General features: G+C 72.1%; 16 protein-coding genes. 11 read left to right on the top strand and 5 right to left on the bottom strand.

Annotated features, from left to right (window positions below; translation table 11 throughout):
* Positions 1 to 190 precede the first annotated feature (190 nt).
* On the top strand, positions 191 to 1,027 hold the full coding sequence (locus tag ABZ910_RS24935; protein WP_361368978.1) for a hypothetical protein: 837 nt from the start codon (positions 191 to 193) through the stop codon (positions 1,025 to 1,027).
* A gap of 57 nt (positions 1,028 to 1,084) precedes the next feature.
* Here ABZ910_RS24935 and disA read toward each other — a convergent pair whose 3' ends face one another.
* Positions 1,085 to 2,209 (bottom strand): DNA integrity scanning diadenylate cyclase DisA, encoded by a 1,125-nt coding sequence (gene disA, locus ABZ910_RS24930; protein WP_361368976.1) that lies wholly within the window; start codon positions 2,207 to 2,209, stop codon positions 1,085 to 1,087.
* A 117-nt stretch (positions 2,210 to 2,326) separates the two neighbouring features.
* Positions 2,327 to 3,736: a DNA repair protein RadA gene (gene radA / locus ABZ910_RS24925; RefSeq protein ID WP_361368974.1), complete on the bottom strand. Its 1,410-nt coding sequence runs from the start codon at positions 3,734 to 3,736 to the stop codon at positions 2,327 to 2,329.
* A gap of 217 nt (positions 3,737 to 3,953) precedes the next feature.
* Here radA and ABZ910_RS24920 point away from each other — a divergent pair, with 217 nt between their 5' ends.
* Positions 3,954 to 5,687 (top strand): hypothetical protein, encoded by a 1,734-nt coding sequence (locus ABZ910_RS24920; RefSeq protein ID WP_361368972.1) that lies wholly within the window; start codon positions 3,954 to 3,956, stop codon positions 5,685 to 5,687.
* A gap of 60 nt (positions 5,688 to 5,747) precedes the next feature.
* Here the strand turns inward: ABZ910_RS24920 and ABZ910_RS24915 are convergent, their stop codons facing one another.
* Positions 5,748 to 6,611: a hypothetical protein gene (locus ABZ910_RS24915; protein ID WP_361368970.1), complete on the bottom strand. Its 864-nt coding sequence runs from the start codon at positions 6,609 to 6,611 to the stop codon at positions 5,748 to 5,750.
* 71 nt (positions 6,612 to 6,682) lie between these two features.
* Here ABZ910_RS24915 and ABZ910_RS24910 point away from each other — a divergent pair, with 71 nt between their 5' ends.
* The 5 genes from ABZ910_RS24910 (at position 6,683) to ABZ910_RS24890 (ending at position 11,809) form a co-directional block, all read left to right on the top strand.
* On the top strand, positions 6,683 to 7,615 hold the full coding sequence (locus ABZ910_RS24910) for a Ppx/GppA phosphatase family protein (protein WP_361368968.1): 933 nt from the start codon (positions 6,683 to 6,685) through the stop codon (positions 7,613 to 7,615).
* 148 nt (positions 7,616 to 7,763) lie between these two features.
* Positions 7,764 to 8,594 carry a sugar phosphate isomerase/epimerase gene (locus tag ABZ910_RS24905; protein WP_361368967.1) on the top strand — a complete coding sequence of 277 codons (831 nt, stop codon included), beginning with the start codon at positions 7,764 to 7,766 and terminating at the stop codon, positions 8,592 to 8,594.
* The gene (locus ABZ910_RS24900) at positions 8,591 to 9,202 is read left to right on the top strand and encodes a TetR family transcriptional regulator (RefSeq protein ID WP_361368965.1); all 612 of its coding nucleotides are present in this window, start codon (positions 8,591 to 8,593) and stop codon (positions 9,200 to 9,202) included. The genes ABZ910_RS24905 and ABZ910_RS24900 overlap by 4 nt, the downstream gene beginning before the upstream one ends.
* A 152-nt stretch (positions 9,203 to 9,354) precedes the next feature.
* Positions 9,355 to 11,208 (top strand): dihydroxy-acid dehydratase, encoded by a 1,854-nt coding sequence (ilvD, locus tag ABZ910_RS24895; protein ID WP_361368964.1) that lies wholly within the window; start codon positions 9,355 to 9,357, stop codon positions 11,206 to 11,208.
* 82 nt (positions 11,209 to 11,290) lie between these two features.
* Positions 11,291 to 11,809, top strand: a complete 519-nt coding sequence (locus ABZ910_RS24890; protein WP_361368962.1) for an EamA/RhaT family transporter — start codon at positions 11,291 to 11,293, stop codon at positions 11,807 to 11,809.
* Positions 11,810 to 11,851: 42 nt separating this feature from the next.
* Here ABZ910_RS24890 and ABZ910_RS24885 read toward each other — a convergent pair whose 3' ends face one another.
* On the bottom strand, positions 11,852 to 12,331 hold the full coding sequence (locus tag ABZ910_RS24885) for an SAM-dependent methyltransferase (RefSeq protein ID WP_361368961.1): 480 nt from the start codon (positions 12,329 to 12,331) through the stop codon (positions 11,852 to 11,854).
* A gap of 189 nt (positions 12,332 to 12,520) precedes the next feature.
* Here ABZ910_RS24885 and ABZ910_RS24880 point away from each other — a divergent pair, with 189 nt between their 5' ends.
* From ABZ910_RS24880 to proC, 4 genes are all read left to right on the top strand, one after another.
* A complete protein-coding gene (locus ABZ910_RS24880) occupies positions 12,521 to 13,300 on the top strand; it encodes a class I SAM-dependent methyltransferase (protein WP_361368959.1) in 780 nt (259 codons plus the stop codon).
* Positions 13,301 to 13,510: 210 nt separating this feature from the next.
* On the top strand, positions 13,511 to 14,317 hold the full coding sequence (locus tag ABZ910_RS24875; protein ID WP_361368957.1) for an ABC transporter ATP-binding protein: 807 nt from the start codon (positions 13,511 to 13,513) through the stop codon (positions 14,315 to 14,317).
* Entirely contained in the window at positions 14,314 to 15,126 is an 813-nt protein-coding gene (locus tag ABZ910_RS24870) for an ABC transporter permease (RefSeq protein WP_361368955.1), read from the top strand. The genes ABZ910_RS24875 and ABZ910_RS24870 overlap by 4 nt, the downstream gene beginning before the upstream one ends.
* A gap of 175 nt (positions 15,127 to 15,301) precedes the next feature.
* The gene (gene proC / locus ABZ910_RS24865) at positions 15,302 to 16,114 is read left to right on the top strand and encodes a pyrroline-5-carboxylate reductase (protein WP_361368953.1); all 813 of its coding nucleotides are present in this window, start codon (positions 15,302 to 15,304) and stop codon (positions 16,112 to 16,114) included.
* 25 nt (positions 16,115 to 16,139) lie between these two features.
* Here proC and trpS read toward each other — a convergent pair whose 3' ends face one another.
* Positions 16,140 to 17,141, bottom strand: a complete 1,002-nt coding sequence (gene trpS, locus ABZ910_RS24860; RefSeq protein ID WP_361368951.1) for a tryptophan--tRNA ligase — start codon at positions 17,139 to 17,141, stop codon at positions 16,140 to 16,142.
* Between the last annotated feature and the right edge of the window lie 640 nt (positions 17,142 to 17,781).

The raw sequence follows: 17,781 nt of genomic DNA, 5'->3' as shown, positions 1-17,781 counted from the left end.
GCCACGGCAGAGGCGGGCGTGGTCCGTGGCGGCGCCGGGGCGGACCTGCTCAGGGGCGCGTGGCGGAGCGTGCGGCGGGGCGAAGAGCGCGCCCCCCAAGGGCAGTTGCCGGGATGATGATCCGGAAAAGTTGTACGGAGGGCGGCGGGTGACGCAAGCAAGCGCGCCGATCTCTCGTACAGTTTGCGCCGTGGGATCTCTGCGCAATCCGGTCGGGCCGCTCCCCTCGTCCATCTACTGGCGGCGGAGGGCCGTCATGCTGTCGGTGGTCGCCGTCCTGGCGCTGCTGACCACGTGGATCGTCACCGCCGGCGGCGGTGGCGGCAAGAACGGCGCCGACGGGTCCAACGGCAAGGATCCCGCGTCCACGATCACGCCGGGTCCGTCCGAGTCCGGGCCGGTGATCAGCCAACACCCGGGCGGCCGCGACGAGTCGGGCGGGGGTGGCTCCGGCGGAGGCGGCGGCGACGGGTCCGGGTCGGGTGACGGCGGCTCGGACGCGACCGGCGGGAACGGTTCCTCGGGGTCCGGGGACGGCTCGGGTGACGGCTCCGGCGAGGGATCCGGCGGGTCCGGCGGAAGCGGCACCGGTACGGGCGCCACGATCGCGGCGTCCTCCGGACTGCCCAACTGCACGAGCGGCTCGGTCTCGTTGAAGGTGCGCAGCAAACAGAACTCGTACTCGCCCGACCAGAGGCCGGCCTTCGAACTCACCGCGAAGAACGCGTCCTCGGGCGACTGCAAGATCGATCTCGGGCCCAAGGGCACGGTGTTGACGATCACTCAGGCCGACGCCGACGACGAGTACTGGGACTCGTCCGACTGCCCGGAGGGCCCGAGCAGCCTGCTGTACCGGGTGCCGGCGGGCAGCAGCGTCACCTACACCGTGACGTGGGACCGCAGGCCGAGCGCGACGCACTGCGCGACGCCTCCGGCGGGATCGGCCGGGGCGGGCACGTATCTGGTGGAGGCGGCGGCTCCGGGGCTGGCCAAGGCGCAGACCTCGTTCGTGCTGGCCGCCGACTGATCGGGGCGAGTGCCGTCCGTCGGGCCTGTGCCCGGCGGGACCGCCGCTGACCGAGGGTCAGACGTAGCGCTCCAGGATCGATGACTCCGCCAGCCTCGACAGGCCCTCCCGCACGCTGCGCGCACGCGCCTCACCGACGCCGTCCACCGTCTGGAGGTCGTCCACGCTCGCGGCGAGGAGCTTCTGCAGGCCGCCGAAGTGTTCCACCAGACGGTCGATGATCGCGCCCGGGAGGCGCGGGACCTTGGCCAGGAGACGGAAGCCGCGCGGGGAGACCGCCGAGTCGAGGGTCTCCGGGGAACCGGTGTAGCCCAACGCGCGTGCCACCGTGGCGAGTTCGAGGAGTTCGGCGTGGGTGAGCGCGTCCAGCTCGGCGAGGGCCTCCTCGACCGTGCGGGAGCGCTTCGCCGTCGGCTCGGGGACGTAGTCCCGCACGACCAGCTCGCGCTCGGGCTCCACACCGGCGATCAACTCGTCCAGCTGGAGCGCCAGAAGGCGTCCGTCGGTGCCCAGCTCGACCACGTACTCGGCGATCTCGGTGGCGATACGGCGCACCATCTCCAGGCGCTGGGCGACGGCCGAGACATCACGGACCGTCACCAGGTCCTCGATCTCCAGCGCGGACAGCGTGCCCGCGACCTCGTCCAGGCGCAGCTTGTAGCGCTCCAGCGTGGCCAGGGCCTGGTTGGCCCGGGACAGGATCGCCGCCGAGTCCTCCAGGACGCGGCGCTGGCCGTCGACGTACAGGGCGATCAGGCGCATGGACTGGGAGACCGAGACCACCGGGAAGCCGACCTGCTTGGAGACCCGGTCCGCCGTGCGGTGCCGCGTGCCCGTCTCCTCGGTGGGGATCGTCGGGTCCGGCACCAGCTGGACGCCGGCCCGCAGGATCTTCGACAGGTCGGAGGCGAGCACGATGCCGCCGTCCAGCTTGCACAGCTCGCGCAGCCGGGTGGCCGTGAACTCCACGTCCAGGACGAAGCCGCCGGTGCACATCGCCTCGACGGTCTTGTCGGAGCCGAGCACGATCAGGCCGCCGGTGTTGCCGCGCAGCACCCGCTCCAGGCCGTCACGCAGGGCCGTACCGGGTGCCACGGCACTCAGGGAAGCGCGCATCAGGCCATCGGCACCGGCACTCCCACCGGACTTTCCGGGAGCTGCTGCCCGGTCGTTGGCTGCCACTGCACTCCTCCGGTTTGATTGCTCGTTCGCCGCCCCTACGGCTCGCTCGTCGCAGGTTCCGGGGCGCTCCCGTTTCGCACACTCGGTTCGTACGGACGGGTGAGACCTGGGCAAAGTCTACCGGCGGTCCTCCGCGTCCCGGGGGGCCTCTCGCCGACGCGACCGCGGCAGGACCCGCAGCGCGTCCCCTATGTCGGCGACTTCCAGGACCTTCATGCCGGGAGGGGTCTTGCCCGGGTCGCCCGGCACGAGCGCGTGCGTGAAGCCGAGGCGGTGCGCCTCCGCGAGCCTGCGCTGGACGCCCGTGACCCGTCTCACCTCGCCCGCGAGTCCCACCTCGCCGATCGCGACGAGGTTCTTCGGCAGCGGAGTGTCGCTGGCGGCCGATGCGAGGGCGAGGGCGACGGCGAGGTCGGCGGCCGGCTCGGAGAGCTTCACGCCGCCGACCGTCGCCGAGTAGATGTCCCGCTTGCCGAGCGCGCTGATCCTGCCCCGCTGCTCCAGCACCGCGAGCATCATCGACACCCGGGACGTCTCCAGACCGGACGTCGTACGGCGCGGGGAGGGGATCTGCGAGTCGACGGTGAGGGCCTGCACCTCGGCGACCAGCGGGCGGCGGCCCTCCAGGGTCACCGTCAGACACGTACCCGGGACCGGTTCGTCCCGTCGTGTCAGGAAAAGTCCGCTCGGGTCGGCGAGGCCCGTGATGCCCTCGTCGTGCAGTTCGAAGCAGCCGACCTCGTCCGTGGCGCCGTACCGGTTCTTGACGCCCCGTACGAGACGGAGCCGGGCATGCCGGTCGCCCTCGAAGTGGAGGACGACGTCCACGAGGTGCTCCAGCAGCCGCGGGCCGGCGATCGCGCCGTCCTTGGTGACATGGCCCACCAGGAGCGTGGACATGCCGCGCTCCTTGGAGGCGCGGATGAGCGCGCCCGCCACCTCGCGCACCTGCGCCATGCCGCCGGGGGCGCCGTCGATCTCGGGGGAGGCGATGGTCTGGACGGAGTCGAGGATCAGCAGGGACGGCTTCACCGCGTCCAAGTGGCCGAGTACGGCGGCCAGATCGGTCTCGGCGGCGAGGTAGAGGTGGTCGTCGAGGGCCTTGATGCGGTCGGCGCGCAGCCGGACCTGGCTCGCGGACTCCTCACCGGTGACGTAGAGGGTGCGGTGCTCGTCGCTCGCGGACTTGGCTGCCACGTCGAGCAGGAGGGTCGACTTGCCGACGCCGGGCTCGCCCGCGAGCAGCACGACCGCGCCGGGCACGAGCCCGCCGCCGAGCACCCGGTCCAGTTCGGGCACGCCGGTCGTGCGGGCGGTGGCCTGGCGGCCGTCGACCTGGCCGATGGGCACGGCGGAGGTGGTGACGCGCCCCGGCGCCGTCGTCCGCACCGCCGGCGCGCCGTACTCCTCGATCGTCCCCCAGGCCTGGCACTCGGGGCAGCGGCCGAGCCATTTGGCCGTCTGCCAGCCGCACTCGGTGCAGCGGTAGGACGGTCGGTCCTTGGAGGTCTTGGTACGGGCAGCCATGCGGAAACCGTAGCCGCCGGCACCGACAACGCGGGGGCGGGTGGCCGGAGGGGGCGCGGAGACGGGGGCCGGAGGGGCGGGTGCGGCCACCGGCCGTCACGCACGAGCCAGGGGATGAAGAGTTGGTGTCCCCTTATGAGGGATCGTTTCACCCGTACGAATTAAATGTGCTCAAGTGGGACGGAGGGGCCGTCCGTCGCCGCCTACGGTCGCACAGATGACGAGCAGCAGTACGGAGACCTCGGCCCGCACCATCGGCGCACAGCGGGCGCACGGGGAGGCGCGTGACCGCGCCGCGGCGCGGGCGCTGGCACAGCGGCCGCCGGCGCGCTACGAGCCGTACCTGGACGGCCTGTTCACCTACTGCCTGTCGGTGCTGTGCGACCACGACACGGCGACCGCCGCCCTGAGCGACGTCCTCAGCCTGGCCGAACGGCGCGGGCAGCGCGGGCCGGAGGCCGCCGGGGACCTCAGGGCCTGGCTGTACGCCCTGGCCCGCTGGGCGTGCCTGCGCAAGCTGGCCGAGGCCAAGCAGAAACGTCAGACCACGCACGCGGCCGGGCGCCAGGCGGCCGGGAAGCCCCCCGTCGCCGAGCCGCCCCTCCCCGAGGAGGTCCAGGAGCGGCGCCGCGGCGAACTCGCCCTGCTCGCCTGGCCGGAGGCCGCCGGGACCACCCCCGAGCAGCGCGAGGCGCTCGAACTCTCCGTCCGCCACCACCTCACCGGCCCCGAGGTCGCCGCCGTCCTCGGCATGGAGCCGGCCGCCGCCCGTGAGCTGCTCGCCTCCGCCGCCTGCGAGGTCGAGCGCACGCGTGCCGCGCTCGCCGTCGCCGAGACCGGCGGCTGTCCGGGCGTGGCCCGCCTCACCGGGGACAGCCAGTTCGTGCTCAGCGCCATCGTGCGGCGCGAGCTCGTACGGCACGTCGACGACTGCCCTCACTGCCGCCGCACGGCCGAGCGCGCGGTCCCCGGCCGCTGGCCCGGCGCCACCGTCACCCCCGCCGGCCTGCCCGTCCTGGAGGCCCCGCGCGCGGAGCTGCACGCCGCCGTGGCCCACCACCCGCGCGCGCGGGGCGCCGCCGTCCCGCGCTTCGACCGGCGCGGTTTCCCGATGGACCCCAAGGACCGCGCCGCCCGCCGGGACCGGCTCCGCGCGCGTGCCGTGACGACGACCGTCGTCGCTACCGTCGTCGCCGCTCCCGTGCTCGCCCTGTGGGCCGCCTACCGGGGCACGCCGGCCGGAGCCGACCCGGACGGGCCCACGGCCACGGCGGGCGAGGCGCGCAGCCCCGGCAGCCTCGGCGGCGACCCGGTCGGCGACTACGAGAACGCCGGGACCGTCGCAGATCCCGGGAACGTCGACGCCAGGCCGGGCCCCCGCTTCACGAAGGACGGCAGCCCCGACGTCTCCGTGGAGGTCGTCAGCATCTCCGGCACCGGAGACGGCACCGGACACGGCGCCGGGAAGAAGCGCGCGGGGGAACTCGCGGTGGCGGCCCGCAACGTCGGCGACATCACGCTCGTCACCCTCACCGCGTCCGGCCCCTCCCAGGTCCACTGGTCCGCGTCCACCACGGCCGACTGGCTCTACCTCAGCAGACGCTCGGGAACGCTCAGGCCCGGCGAATCGCTGACGATCAAGGTGTACGTCGACCGCCTGCGCGAGCCGTCCGGGTACTGGAGGGCACGGCTGGCCGTGTCACCGGCGGGCGCCGCCGTCTCGATCGCGGGCTACGGCCCCGCTCCGACCCACCCGTCGGACCCCTCAGGGCCGCCCCCGCCCTCCTCGTCCGGGCCGGACCCGACGCCCACCACCTCGGCTCCCGCCGACCCGCCGCCCAGCACCCCGCCCGGATCGCCGACGCCGACCCCCACCGAGCCGTCCCCGTCCGATCCCGGGACGTCGGCCCCGCCGACCGACAGCGGGGAGCCGAGCCCGTCGGGCGGGTAGGGCAGGTGGGCTCGGCCCGTCCGCCCGCGGTCGGGACACCGCGGGCCGGGTGGCCTCCGGTCAGTCCGCCGGATCCGGATCCGCCGGGTGGGGCGCCAGCAGCGGCAGGCGGGACGCCAGGCGCTCCTCGCACAGCTCGACGAGGCGGTCGTAGCCGGCCTTGCCCATCAGCTCGGTCAGCTCGGCCCGGTAGGAGACGTACACCGGATCGCCCGCGCCGTGCGCCGACGTCGCCGACGTGCACCACCAGTGCAGGTCGTGGCCGCCCGGACCCCAGCCCCGGCGGTCGTACTCACCGATGGAGATCTGCAGCACCCGTGTGTCGTCGGGGCGGTCGATCCAGTCGTACGTCCGCCGGATCGGCAGCTGCCAGCAGACGTCCGGCTTGGTCTCCAGCGGCTCGCGGCCCTCCTTCAGGGCGAGGATGTGCAGCGAGCAGCCCGCGCCGCCCGCGAAGCCGGGCCGGTTCTGGAAGATGCAGGAGCCGTTGTACGGGCGCGTCTGCCGGTCGCCGTCCTCGTCCTCCGAGATCCAGCCGTGCTCCGTGCCCTCGCCGTGGTTCTGCCAGATCTCGGGAGTGAGCCGCGCCGCAGACTGCGCGACCCGCTTCTCGTCGTCCTCGTCGGAGAAGTGCGCGCCCAGCGTGCAGCACCCGTCGTCCGCGCGGCCTGCCTGGATGCCCTGGCAGCCGCTGCCGAAGATGCAGTTCCAGCGGGAGGTCAGCCATGTCAGATCGCACCGGAAGACCTGCTCGTCGTCCGCAGGATCAGGAAACTCCACCCACGCGCGCGCGAAGTCGAGCCCCTTCTCGTCGGCCACACGCTTCTTGGGGGCCTTCTTCGTCTTCTTGGCCGACTTCGCCTGCGAAGATCCCTCGGCGGATTGGGCGGCCTTGTGGTCCTTCGCCTTTTTCGTCTTTGGCACCCGTCCAGAGTAAGTCGCCAGGAGGGGCTCCGGGGACGGCCCGCGGCGCCGTTGGCAGTAGCGTGCCGTACATGAGACTCGGTGTCCTCGACGTTGGATCCAACACGGTGCACTTCCTGGTCGTGGACGCGCACCCAGGCGCGCGCCCACTGCCCGCGTACTCGCACAAGACGGAGCTGCGGCTCGCCCAGATCCTCGACGAGGACGGGGCGATCGGCCCGGAGGGGATCGAGAGACTGATCGGCGTCGTCCGCGAGGCGCTGCAGATCGCCGAGGACAAGGGCGTCGAGGACCTGCTGCCGTTCGCGACCTCCGCCGTGCGCGAGGCCACCAACGTCGACGAGGTCATCGCGCGCGTGCACGAGGCGACCGGCGTCGAGCTGAAGGTCCTCACCGGCGACGAGGAGGCCCGGCTCACCTTCCTCGCCGTACGCCGCTGGTTCGGCTGGTCCGCCGGGAAGCTGCTGGTCCTCGACATCGGCGGCGGCTCCCTGGAGATCGCGTGCGGCATCGACGAGGAGCCGGACGCGGCGGTCTCGCTGCCGCTCGGCGCGGGACGGCTGACCGCCGGCTGGCTGCCGGAGGACCCGCCCACCGCCGAGGCGATCCGCATCCTGCGCCGCCACGTACGGGCCGAGATCGCCCGCACGGTGGCGAGCTTCAGCCGCCTCGGCGCCCCCGACCACGTGGTCGCCACCTCCAAGACCTTCAAGCAGCTGGCCCGCCTGGCCGGCGCCGCCCGCTCCGCCGAGGGCCTGTACGTCCAGCGCGACCTGAAGCGGTCGTCGCTGGAGGCCTGGGTGCCGCGTCTGGCCGCGATGACCGCCGAGCAGCGCGCCGAACTCCCCGGCGTCTCCGAGGGGCGCGCGGGGCAGCTGCTGGCGGGCGCGCTGGTCGCGGAGGCGGCGATGGACCTCTTCGGCGTGGAGACGATCGAGATCTGCCCGTGGGCGCTGCGCGAGGGCGTGATCCTGCGCCGCCTGGACCACATGGGCCCGGCGTGAGGCAGGTCTGAGCAGGTCCGAGCAGGTCCGGGAGGTGGGCGCCGACGATCGGCACGAGGTGCGGGGCAAGTGACAGGGAAATGTGTCCCCTGCCACCCTCCGGCGTCCTCGCCCCCTCCTGCCAAGACCCGCCGTTACTCTTTCCCTCGTGGCAGAACCAAGGGACGTCGTCCGCATCCCGGACGCGAAGGTCGCTCTGTCGACGGCCTCCGTGTATCCGGAGTCGACGTCGACGGCCTTCGAGATCGCCGCGCGCCTCGGGTACGACGGCGTCGAGGTCATGGTCTGGACCGACCCCGTCAGCCAGGACATCGAGGCGCTGCGCCGCCTGTCCGACCAGCACGGGATCCCGATCCTGGCCGTCCACGCCCCCTGTCTGCTGATCACCCAGCGCGTGTGGTCCACCGATCCCTGGACCAAGCTCCAGCGAGCCCGCGCCGCCGCCGAGAAGCTCGACGCGAGCACCGTCGTCGTCCACCCGCCGTTCCGCTGGCAGCGGCAGTACGCCCGTGACTTCGTGAACGGCATCTGGCGGATGGCCGACGAGACGGACGTGCGGTTCGCCGTCGAGAACATGTACCCGTGGCGCTACCGCGACCGCGAGATGCTCGCGTACGCCCCCGACTGGGACGTCACCAAGGACGACTACCGCCACTTCACGATCGACCTCAGCCACACGGCGACGGCCCGCACCGACGCCCTCCAGATGGTCGACCGCATGGGCGACCGCCTCGGCCACGTCCACCTCGCCGACGGCAGGGGATCGGCCAAGGACGAGCACCTGGTCCCCGGCCGCGGCAACCAGCCCTGCGCCGAACTGCTGGAGCGGCTCGCGCTCAGCGGGTTCGACGGCCATGTCGTCATCGAGGTCAACACCCGGCGCGCCATGTCCAGCGCCGAGCGCGAGGCCGACCTGGCGGAGGCCCTGGCCTTCACGCGCCTGCACCTGGCCTCCGCGCTGAAGGTGCCCCGGCCATGACCGGCGCCGGCGCCGGCGCGCGCCGCCGCGGCCGCCCCCCTCGCACCGAGTCCGCCGACACCCGCGACCGCATCCTGGCCACGGCCCGCGAGGAGTTCTCCGAGCGCGGCTACGAGAAGACGTCCGTACGCGGCATCGCCAAGGCCGCCGGCGTCGACTCCGCCCTGGTCCACCACTACTTCGGCACCAAGGAGCAGATCTTCGAGGCGGCCGTCTCGGTCGCCTTCGCGCCCGCACTGGACGCACCGTCGGCGATCGCCGACGGTCCCCTGGACGGGATCGGCGAGCGGCTCACCCGCTTCGTCTTCGGCATCTGGGAGAACCCCACCACCCGTACGCCCCTGCTGGCGATCGTGCGCTCCGCCGTCACCAACGAGACCGCGGCCGCCGTCTTCCGCCGCCTGGTCGCCTCCCAGCTGCTGCGCCGCATCGCCGTACAGCTGGACCTGCCGGACGCGGAACTGCGCGCCGAGCTCGCGGCCGCGCAGCTGGTGGGGTGCGCGATGCTGCGGTACGTCATCAAGGTGGAGCCGCTGGCCTCGGCGGACCTGGAGCAGATCGTGGCGCGGGTGGCGCCGGTGGTGCAGGGGCATCTGACGGGCGCCTGAGCCGGCGATCGTCAACCCAGCGCGGACGAGACCACCGTCCCGCATTCCGGACACCTCGTCCCGAACCCTGGATCAGCGGCGTACGCTCGTCAGCAATCAGGAGTCCGTCGACCTGTGACCGCACTCCCTGAACCGCGAAGGAGCGAGCGACGATGCCCGAGCTGAGGTCCCGCACAGTCACCCACGGCCGCAACATGGCGGGCGCCCGCGCCCTGATGCGCGCCTCCGGTGTACCCGGTGCGGACATCGGCCGGAAGCCGATCATCGCCGTCGCCAACTCCTTCACCGAGTTCGTGCCCGGCCACACCCACCTCCAGCCGGTCGGCCGGATCGTCAGCGAGGCGATCAGGGAGGCGGGCGGCATCCCGCGCGAGTTCAACACGATCGCCGTGGACGACGGCATCGCCATGGGCCACGGCGGCATGCTCTACAGCCTCCCCTCCCGTGACCTCATCGCCGACTCGGTCGAGTACATGGTCGAGGCCCACTGCGCCGACGCCCTGGTCTGCATCTCCAACTGCGACAAGATCACCCCGGGCATGCTCATGGCCGCGCTGCGCCTGGACATCCCGACGGTCTTCGTCTCCGGCGGCCCCATGGAGTCCGGCCGCGCCACGCTCGTCGACGGCACGGTCCGCACGCTCGACCTGGTCGACGCGATCTCCGACGCCGTGAACGACAAGATCTCGGACGAGGACATCCTCCGTATCGAGGAGAACGCCTGTCCGACCTGCGGCTCCTGCTCCGGCATGTTCACCGCCAACTCGATGAACTGCCTGACCGAGGCGATCGGCCTCTCCCTCCCCGGCAACGGCTCGGTCCTCGCCACGCACACGGCCCGCAAGCGCCTGTACGAGGACGCGGCCCGCACGGTCATGGACCTCACCCGCCGCTACTACGACCAGGACGACGACACCGTCCTGCCCCGCAACATCGCCACCTTCCAGGCCTTCGAGAACGCCATGGCCCTGGACATCGCGATGGGCGGCTCCACGAACACGATCCTGCACCTGCTGGCGGCGGCCCAGGAGGCGGGCGTCCCCTTCGGCCTGGAGCAGATCGACGCGGTCTCCCGCCGGGTCCCGTGTCTGGCGAAGGTCGCGCCCAACGTCGCCAAGGACCGCACGTACTACATGGAGGACGTGCACCGCGCCGGCGGCATCCCGGCCCTGCTGGGCGAGCTGCACCGCGCGGGCCTGCTCAACGAGGACGTGCACGCGGTCCACAGCCCGTCCCTGGACGACTGGCTGAAGACCTGGGACGTCCGCGGCGGCTCCCCGTCCCCCGAGGCCGTGGAACTGTGGCACGCGGCCCCCGGCTGCGTCCGCTCCGCCGAGGCCTTCTCCCAGTCGGAGCGCTGGGAGGCCCTGGACGAGGACGCGGAGGGCGGCTGCATCCGGAGCGCCGAGCACGCGTACTCCAAGGACGGCGGACTCGCGGTCCTCAAGGGCAACCTGGCGGTCGACGGCTGCGTGGTGAAGACGGCCGGCGTCGACGAGTCGATCTGGACCTTCGAGGGCCCGGCGGTCGTCTGCGAGTCGCAGGAGGAGGCCGTCGAGAAGATCCTGAACAAGCAGGTCACCGACGGCAACGTGGTCGTCATCCGCTACGAGGGCCCCAAGGGCGGCCCCGGCATGCAGGAGATGCTCTACCCGACCTCCTTCCTCAAGGGCCGCGGCCTGGGCAAGACCTGTGCCCTGATCACCGACGGCCGCTTCTCCGGCGGCACGTCCGGTCTGTCCATCGGCCACGCGTCCCCCGAGGCCGCGTCCGGCGGCACGATCGCCCTCGTCGAGGACGGCGACCGCATCCGCATCGACATCCCGAACCGCACGATCGAACTCCTCGTGGACGAGGCCGAGTTGGCGCGGCGCGAGCAGGCGCTGGCCGGCACGTACGCCCCGAGGGACCGCGACCGCAAGGTCTCGGCGGCCCTGCGCGCGTACGCGGCGATGGCGACCAGCGCGGACAAGGGCGCGGTGCGGGATGTCTCCAAGCTGGGCTGAGCGCGGCGACGGCTCCATGGCCGACCGCTGCGCCTGACCCCCCCCAGGAAGCCCGCTCCCACCCCGCCGCCATAATCGACCGGTGAGCGACGCACCCGGCACCCAGGACTCCCCCGCGGGCTCCACCGGCACGGCCTCGAGCGGCCCCCGCCCCGAGCCCCTCCGCTTCTTCGGCACGTCCTGGGTGCACCGCGACCACGGCTACGCGGCCCGCCGGGTCGGCGTGGCCGCGGGCTCGCTCGCCGCGGCCGTCGCCGCCTGCCTCGTCCTGAGCCTCGCCTACGAGGGGCTGGAGATCGCGGACACCGGCCCCTTCGTGGCCGTACTGATCGTCGCGATGTTCGCGATCTGCAGCGCGCTCGCCTTCCGCAACACCTGGCAGGGCTTCGGCAAGCGCCCGGACCCCGACCGTCAGGCGTCCCTCCGCGGCCTGCTCGCCATCGGCTTCGTCGGCGCGCTCCTGGCGTACTTCGTCCGCTCCCTCACCGAGGCCCCCGGCGAGAGGCTCCACCGTGCCGAGTACGACAGCGCGCGCGAGCAGTACGCACGCCGCTCGGCCCGGCGCGCGGGGAACCCGGCGAAGAAGAAGCGCCGGCGCTAGCCGAAGCGGCCGCGTCAGCGGTTCAGCGGTGCGTCAGCAGCGTCAGTAGTACTCCCGCATGACGGCCGTAGCCCACTCCGGCTGACTCACTGCGCCCTGCGGACCGAACTCCGCCATGTACGGCTTGATGTCCAGCACCGGCGTCCCGTCCACCGCGTCCAGCCCCGCGACGTGCACGTCCAGCCCGTCCACCCGCAGCACCCGGCAACGGGACACCCCGATGCGGTTCGGCCGGTTCTTGCCGCGCTGGGCGAAGATGCCGACCTCGGGCCAGTCGGTGTTGCCGCGCGGATGGCGGGCCCCGGTCTCGATCTTCTCCTCCGGCACCCGGTCGAAGTGATAGACGACCTCGAGGTGGGAGAAGGTGTCCAGACCGGCCAGCGCCTCGGCGCCGAACCGCTCGCCGTCGACGCGTATCACCGCCCTGACCTCCCCCCACTCGTCGTCGCGGACCTCCGCCCGTCCGCCGACCACCCGGCCCACCGGCTCGGCCACCACCACGTTCCCGCCCCGCTCCGTCATGCCCGCGTCTCCTCCGTCACGTATCAGTGGATCAAGGAAGAACCCCGGGCGGCACCGTACCGACGCACGACCCCCTTGCGCCCCCGCTTCGCGCGGAACGGTGCCCGAGCAGTTGTACGTGCTGCTGGCGGGCCCGAGCGGTTTCCGCGAGCGCTGTCGCCGCCGCCCCACTCGCATCACCATGGCCGCATGACCACCCCACCTCGGCCCTCGGCCGCCGATCGGGCCCGCTCCTTCGACGCCGCCGCGTCCCAGTACGCCGCGAACCGCCCCTCCTACCCGCCCGCCCTTTTCGACACCGTCGAGGAGCTCGCCGGCCGCGCTTTCGCCGGCGCCCGGGTCGTGGACGTCGGCGCCGGCACCGGTATCGCGACCGCGCTCCTGCACGCCCGCGGTGCCGACGTGGTCGCGGTGGAGCCCGGCGCGGGCATGGCGGCCGAGTTCCACCGCGCTCTCCCCGGCGTCCCCGTCGTCCGGGGCAACGGCAACGCGCTTCCTCTCGCCGACGCCGGCGCCGACTTCGTCACCTACGCCCAGGCCTGGCACTGGACCGACCCGGCCCGCTCGGTGCCGGAGGCGCTGCGCGTCCTGCGCCCGGGCGGCGCGCTGGCGTTGTGGTGGAACACCGACGCCCACGACATCGGCTGGATCGCCGAGGCCGCCGAACGCTCCGGCCGCTTCTTCGGTGTCGACATCGCCGCCGAGAGGCGCAAGTCCGACCGCCCCATGGAGCACGCCGACCCCACCGGCCGCCTCCGCTTCACCCGCCGCTCCGTCCGCTGGAGCCGCCGCGTCCCGGTCGACACGCACCTCGCCAACATCGGCAGCCACTCGTTCTTCCTCGTCACCCCGGAGGAACGCAGGACCGCCTTCCTCGACGAGGAGCGCGCCCACCTGCTGAAGGTCTTCCCGGACGGCATCGTCGAGGAGACGTACGACGTCCTCCTGCTCGTCGCCCTCAACACCTGACCGGAGCGTCATCCGTACCTGACCGGAGCGTCATCCGTCCTCCGGACCTTCCGCACCCTCCGGCCGCAGGGCCGTCTCCCTCACCTTCCCCGGCCTCGCTCTCCGTTCCGCGTGGCCGCCCCCAACTCCGTTGCCGCCGCACACACATGTCGGTACGTCGCTCGGCGGCACCGCTTGACGGCTCCTTCCACCCGGAGCATTATTCATCGCATGATGAATTACTCGGCCGACCCGCCCGAGACCCCGGCCGTCAGCACCCCGGCCGTCAACGCCTCCGCCCTCACCGTCGTACGCGGCCCCCACACCGTCCTGCGCGACCTCGACTTCACCGTCCCGCGCGGCCAGATCACCGGCCTGCTCGGCCCGTCGGGATGCGGCAAGTCGACCCTCATGCGCGCGATCGTCGGCACCCAGGCCAAGGTCACCGGCACCCTCGACGTCCTCGGCCGCCCCGCCGGCCACCCCTCCCTCCGCACCCGCATCGGCTACGTCACCCAAGCCCCCTCCGTCTACGACGACCTGACCGTCCGCCAGAACCTCGACTACTTCGCCGCGATACTCGACCCCGGCAGCGCCGCCGCCGAGCGCCGCCGGGCTGACGTCACCCGGGTCATCGACGACGTCGACCTCACCAGCCACGCCGACGCGCTCGCCGGCAACCTCTCCGGCGGCCAACGCAGCCGCGTCTCCCTCGCCGTGGCCCTTCTCGGCACCCCCGAGCTCCTCGTCCTCGACGAACCCACCGTCGGCCTCGACCCGGTCCTGCGCCGCGACCTGTGGAACCTCTTCCACTCCATCGCCGCCACTCGCGGCGCCACCCTCCTCATCTCCTCCCACGTCATGGACGAGGCCGAGCGCTGCCATCGCCTCCTGCTCATGCGCGAGGGCGAGATCCTCGCGGACGACACCCCGGACGCGCTCCGTACCCGTACGGGCGCCGAGACCGTCGAGGCGGCCTTCCTGCACCTGGTCGACGAGGCGGCCGCAGCAGGCCGCGAAAAGGAGGCAACCCGATGAGCACGACGCGTACGACGAGCACGACGACGACCCCCGGCACGCCGACGCCGGCGCCCACGAAGCCACGCGCCCTGAGTGCCTCCCGCACCACCGCCACCGCGACCCGCGTCCTGCGCCAACTCCGCCACGACCCGCGGACGATCGCGCTGCTGATCCTCATCCCGTGCGTGATGCTGTTCCTGCTGCGCTACGTCTTCGACGGCAGCCCGTACGTCTTCGACACCATCGGCGCATCCCTCCTGGGGGTCTTCCCCCTCATCACGATGTTCCTGGTCACGTCCATCGCCACCCTGCGCGAACGCACCTCGGGCACCCTCGAACGGCTCCTGGCGATGCCCCTCGGCAAGGGCGACCTCATCGCCGGCTACGCCCTGGCCTTCGGCGCCCTCGCGATCATCCAGTCGGCGCTGGCCACCGGGCTGGCGGTCTGGTTCCTGGGTCTGGACGTCACCGGCTCGCCCTGGCTGCTCCTGCTGGTCGCCCTCCTCGACGCCCTGCTCGGGACGGCCCTCGGTCTCTTCGTCTCGGCCTTCGCGGCCTCGGAATTCCAGGCGGTGCAGTTCATGCCCGCGGTGATCTTCCCCCAGCTCCTCCTCTGCGGCCTGTTCACCCCGCGCTCCAACATGCACCCCGTCCTCGAAGCCGTCTCCGACGTGCTCCCCATGTCCTACGCGGTCGACGGCATGAACGAGGTCCTCCACCACACCGACATGACAGCGACCTTCGTACGGGACGTCCTGGTCGTGGGGGCCTGCGCCGTACTGGTGCTGTGCCTGGGAGCGGCGACCCTGAGGCGACGTACGACATGACCCCTGAAGCGACGGACGCCATGCAGGCGAGGTGAGTTCGAGCGCCGGGACTCTCGCACCCGACGCTCGCCCGTCGGACGCGCGCCCGTCCGCCCACCGGACACACACCCCGCACCCCCTCCGCCGATGCGAGGATGAAGCCGGACGTCGCAACTCCCGGAGGGCACCCCAAGCCATGACCCAGAAAGTCGCAGTCCTCGGCACCGGCAAGATCGGTGAGGCGCTGCTCAGCGGAATGCTCCGGGCCGGCTGGGCCCCCGCCGACCTCCTCGTCACCGCGCGCCGCCCCGAGCGAGCCGAGGAACTCCGCGCGCGCTACGGAGTCACCCCGGTCACCAACCCCGAGGCCGCCAAGACCGCCGACACCCTGATCCTCACGGTCAAGCCGCAGGACATGGGCACCCTTCTCGACGAGCTCGCCCCGCACATCCCCGCCGACCGCCTGGTCATAAGCGGAGCGGCGGGCATTCCCACCTCCTTCTTCGAGGAGCGCCTGACCGCGGGCACTCCGGTCGTCCGCGTCATGACGAACACCCCCGCCCTCGTCGACGAGGCCATGTCCGTCATCTCCGCCGGCACCCATGCCACCGCCGAACATCTCGCCCACGCCGAGGAGATCTTCGGCGCCGTGGGCAAGACGCTCCGCGTCCCCGAGTCACAGCAGGACGCCTGCACCGCGCTCTCCGGCTCGGGCCCGGCGTACTTCTTCTATCTGGTCGAGGCCATGACCGACGCCGGCATCCTCCTGGGGCTGCCCCGCGACAAGGCCCACGAACTCATCGTCCAGTCCGCGATCGGCGCCGCGGTGATGCTCCGCGACAGCGGCGAACACCCGGTCAAGCTCCGGGAGAACGTCACCTCCCCCGCGGGCACCACCATCAACGCCATCCGCGAACTCGAGAGCCACGGCGTACGAGCCGCCCTCATCGCCGCCCTCGAAGCCGCCCGCGACCGCAGCCGCGAACTCGCCTCCGGCAACAAGGACTGACCCCTGCGCGGGGTCGAGCGGCGCATCACACCACTGCAGGCAAGAGCCCGATCGCCCGGTAAGCCGCGTCAACGGTCGGCCGGGCCATCGCCCGCGCCCTCTCCGCACCGTCGCACAGCACCCCCTCCACATACGCGGGATCCGCGCACAGCTCCCTGTGCCTGGCCTGTACGGGCCCGAGGAGCTCGACCACGGCCTCCGCGGTGTCCTTCTTCAACGCCCCGTACGACGCATATGCACCGCTCAAGGCCTCCGGCTCCCCACCCGTGCACGCCGCCAGAATCTCCAGCAGGTTCGCGACGCCCGGCCGCGCCTCCCGGTCGTACACGACGTCCCGCCCGCTGTCGGTCACGGCCCGCATGACCTTCTTGCGCACCACGTCCGGCTCGTCGAGCAGATAGACGATGCCGGGGCCCGAGTCGTCCGACTTCCCCATCTTCGACGCCGGCTCCTGCAGGTTCATCACCCGCGCCGCCACCTCGGGACGCTTCGTCCTCGGCACCACGAACGTATGGCCGTACCGCTGGTTGAACCGCACCGCCAGATCCCGCGCGAGCTCCACGTGCTGAGCCTGGTCGTCCCCCACCGGCACCTCGTCCGCGCCGTACGCCAGGATGTCCGCCACCATCAGCACGGGATACGTCAGCAGCGACAGCCGCACACTCCCGCCCCGCGCCCGCTCACGCGCCGACTTCTCCTTGTACTGGATCATCCGCCGCATCTCACCGTCGGTCGCCACGCACTCCAGCACGTACGACAGCCGCGCGTGCTCGTCCACATGACTCTGTACGAACACGGTGCACAGCTTCGGATCGAGCCCCGTCGCCAGCAACAGCGTCGCCGCCTGCCGACTGAGTCTGCGCACCCGCGCCGGATCGTGGTGCACGGTCAGCGCGTGCAGATCGACGACGCAGAACAGCGCGTCCGACTGGTGCTGGTCCACGTCGGCCCACCGCCGCATGGCCCCCAGGTAGTTCCCGAGCGTCAGGTGCCCGGTCGGCTTGATCCCGCTGAAGACCCGTGTCATCTCTTCTCCATCTCCTGGTCGAGCTGCTGGACGAGCCGCCGTCCCGGTCGGCCGGCCCCCGGGAGCTCTGGAGGGAGAAACGAGAAGCGGCCGCCGAGGGGGCGGCCGCTGAGTGCATACGCGTGTACGGCCGCCGTCAGGCGGCCCACCACTGCTGGGTGCGCGTACGCGTCATCACGGCGCACACACTACGCCGGAAGGAGATCTTCCGGAGGGGGGTTGACACGCCTCCCATCGGTGCGTAAAGTACTCCGAGTTGTCCGACGTGAGCGCCGATTCCAGTCGGTCCCCGGACAGCCATTCCGCAAGTACCAGCCCCACTATCGGCGACCCGTCGTCGTGCGTTTGGCGTGCGTATTTGCGAAATGAGGAATCCGCGTTCGAAAGGACGCAGGCCCCGATTAGCAACGGAGCCGGGAATCCGCTAAAGTCTCACTCGTCGGAACGGCCGCGAGGCCGGGAAGGCAAACCCCGCTGACCGGGGGTCAGACACGAAAGAGAGTCTGATAGAGTCGGAACCGCCGGAAAGGGAAACGCGAGAGTGGGAACCTGGAAAGCACCGAGGAAATCGGATCGGAAAAAGATCTGATAGAGTCGGAAACACCGAAGGGAAGCGCCCGGAGGAAAGCCCGAGAGGGTG

This window comes from Streptomyces sp. NPDC046805 (assembly GCF_040645355.1).
Classification (GTDB): domain Bacteria; phylum Actinomycetota; class Actinomycetes; order Streptomycetales; family Streptomycetaceae; genus Streptomyces.
The sequence above is the reverse complement of the archived record's forward strand: the minus strand, read 5'-3'. Positions and strand labels throughout refer to the sequence as shown.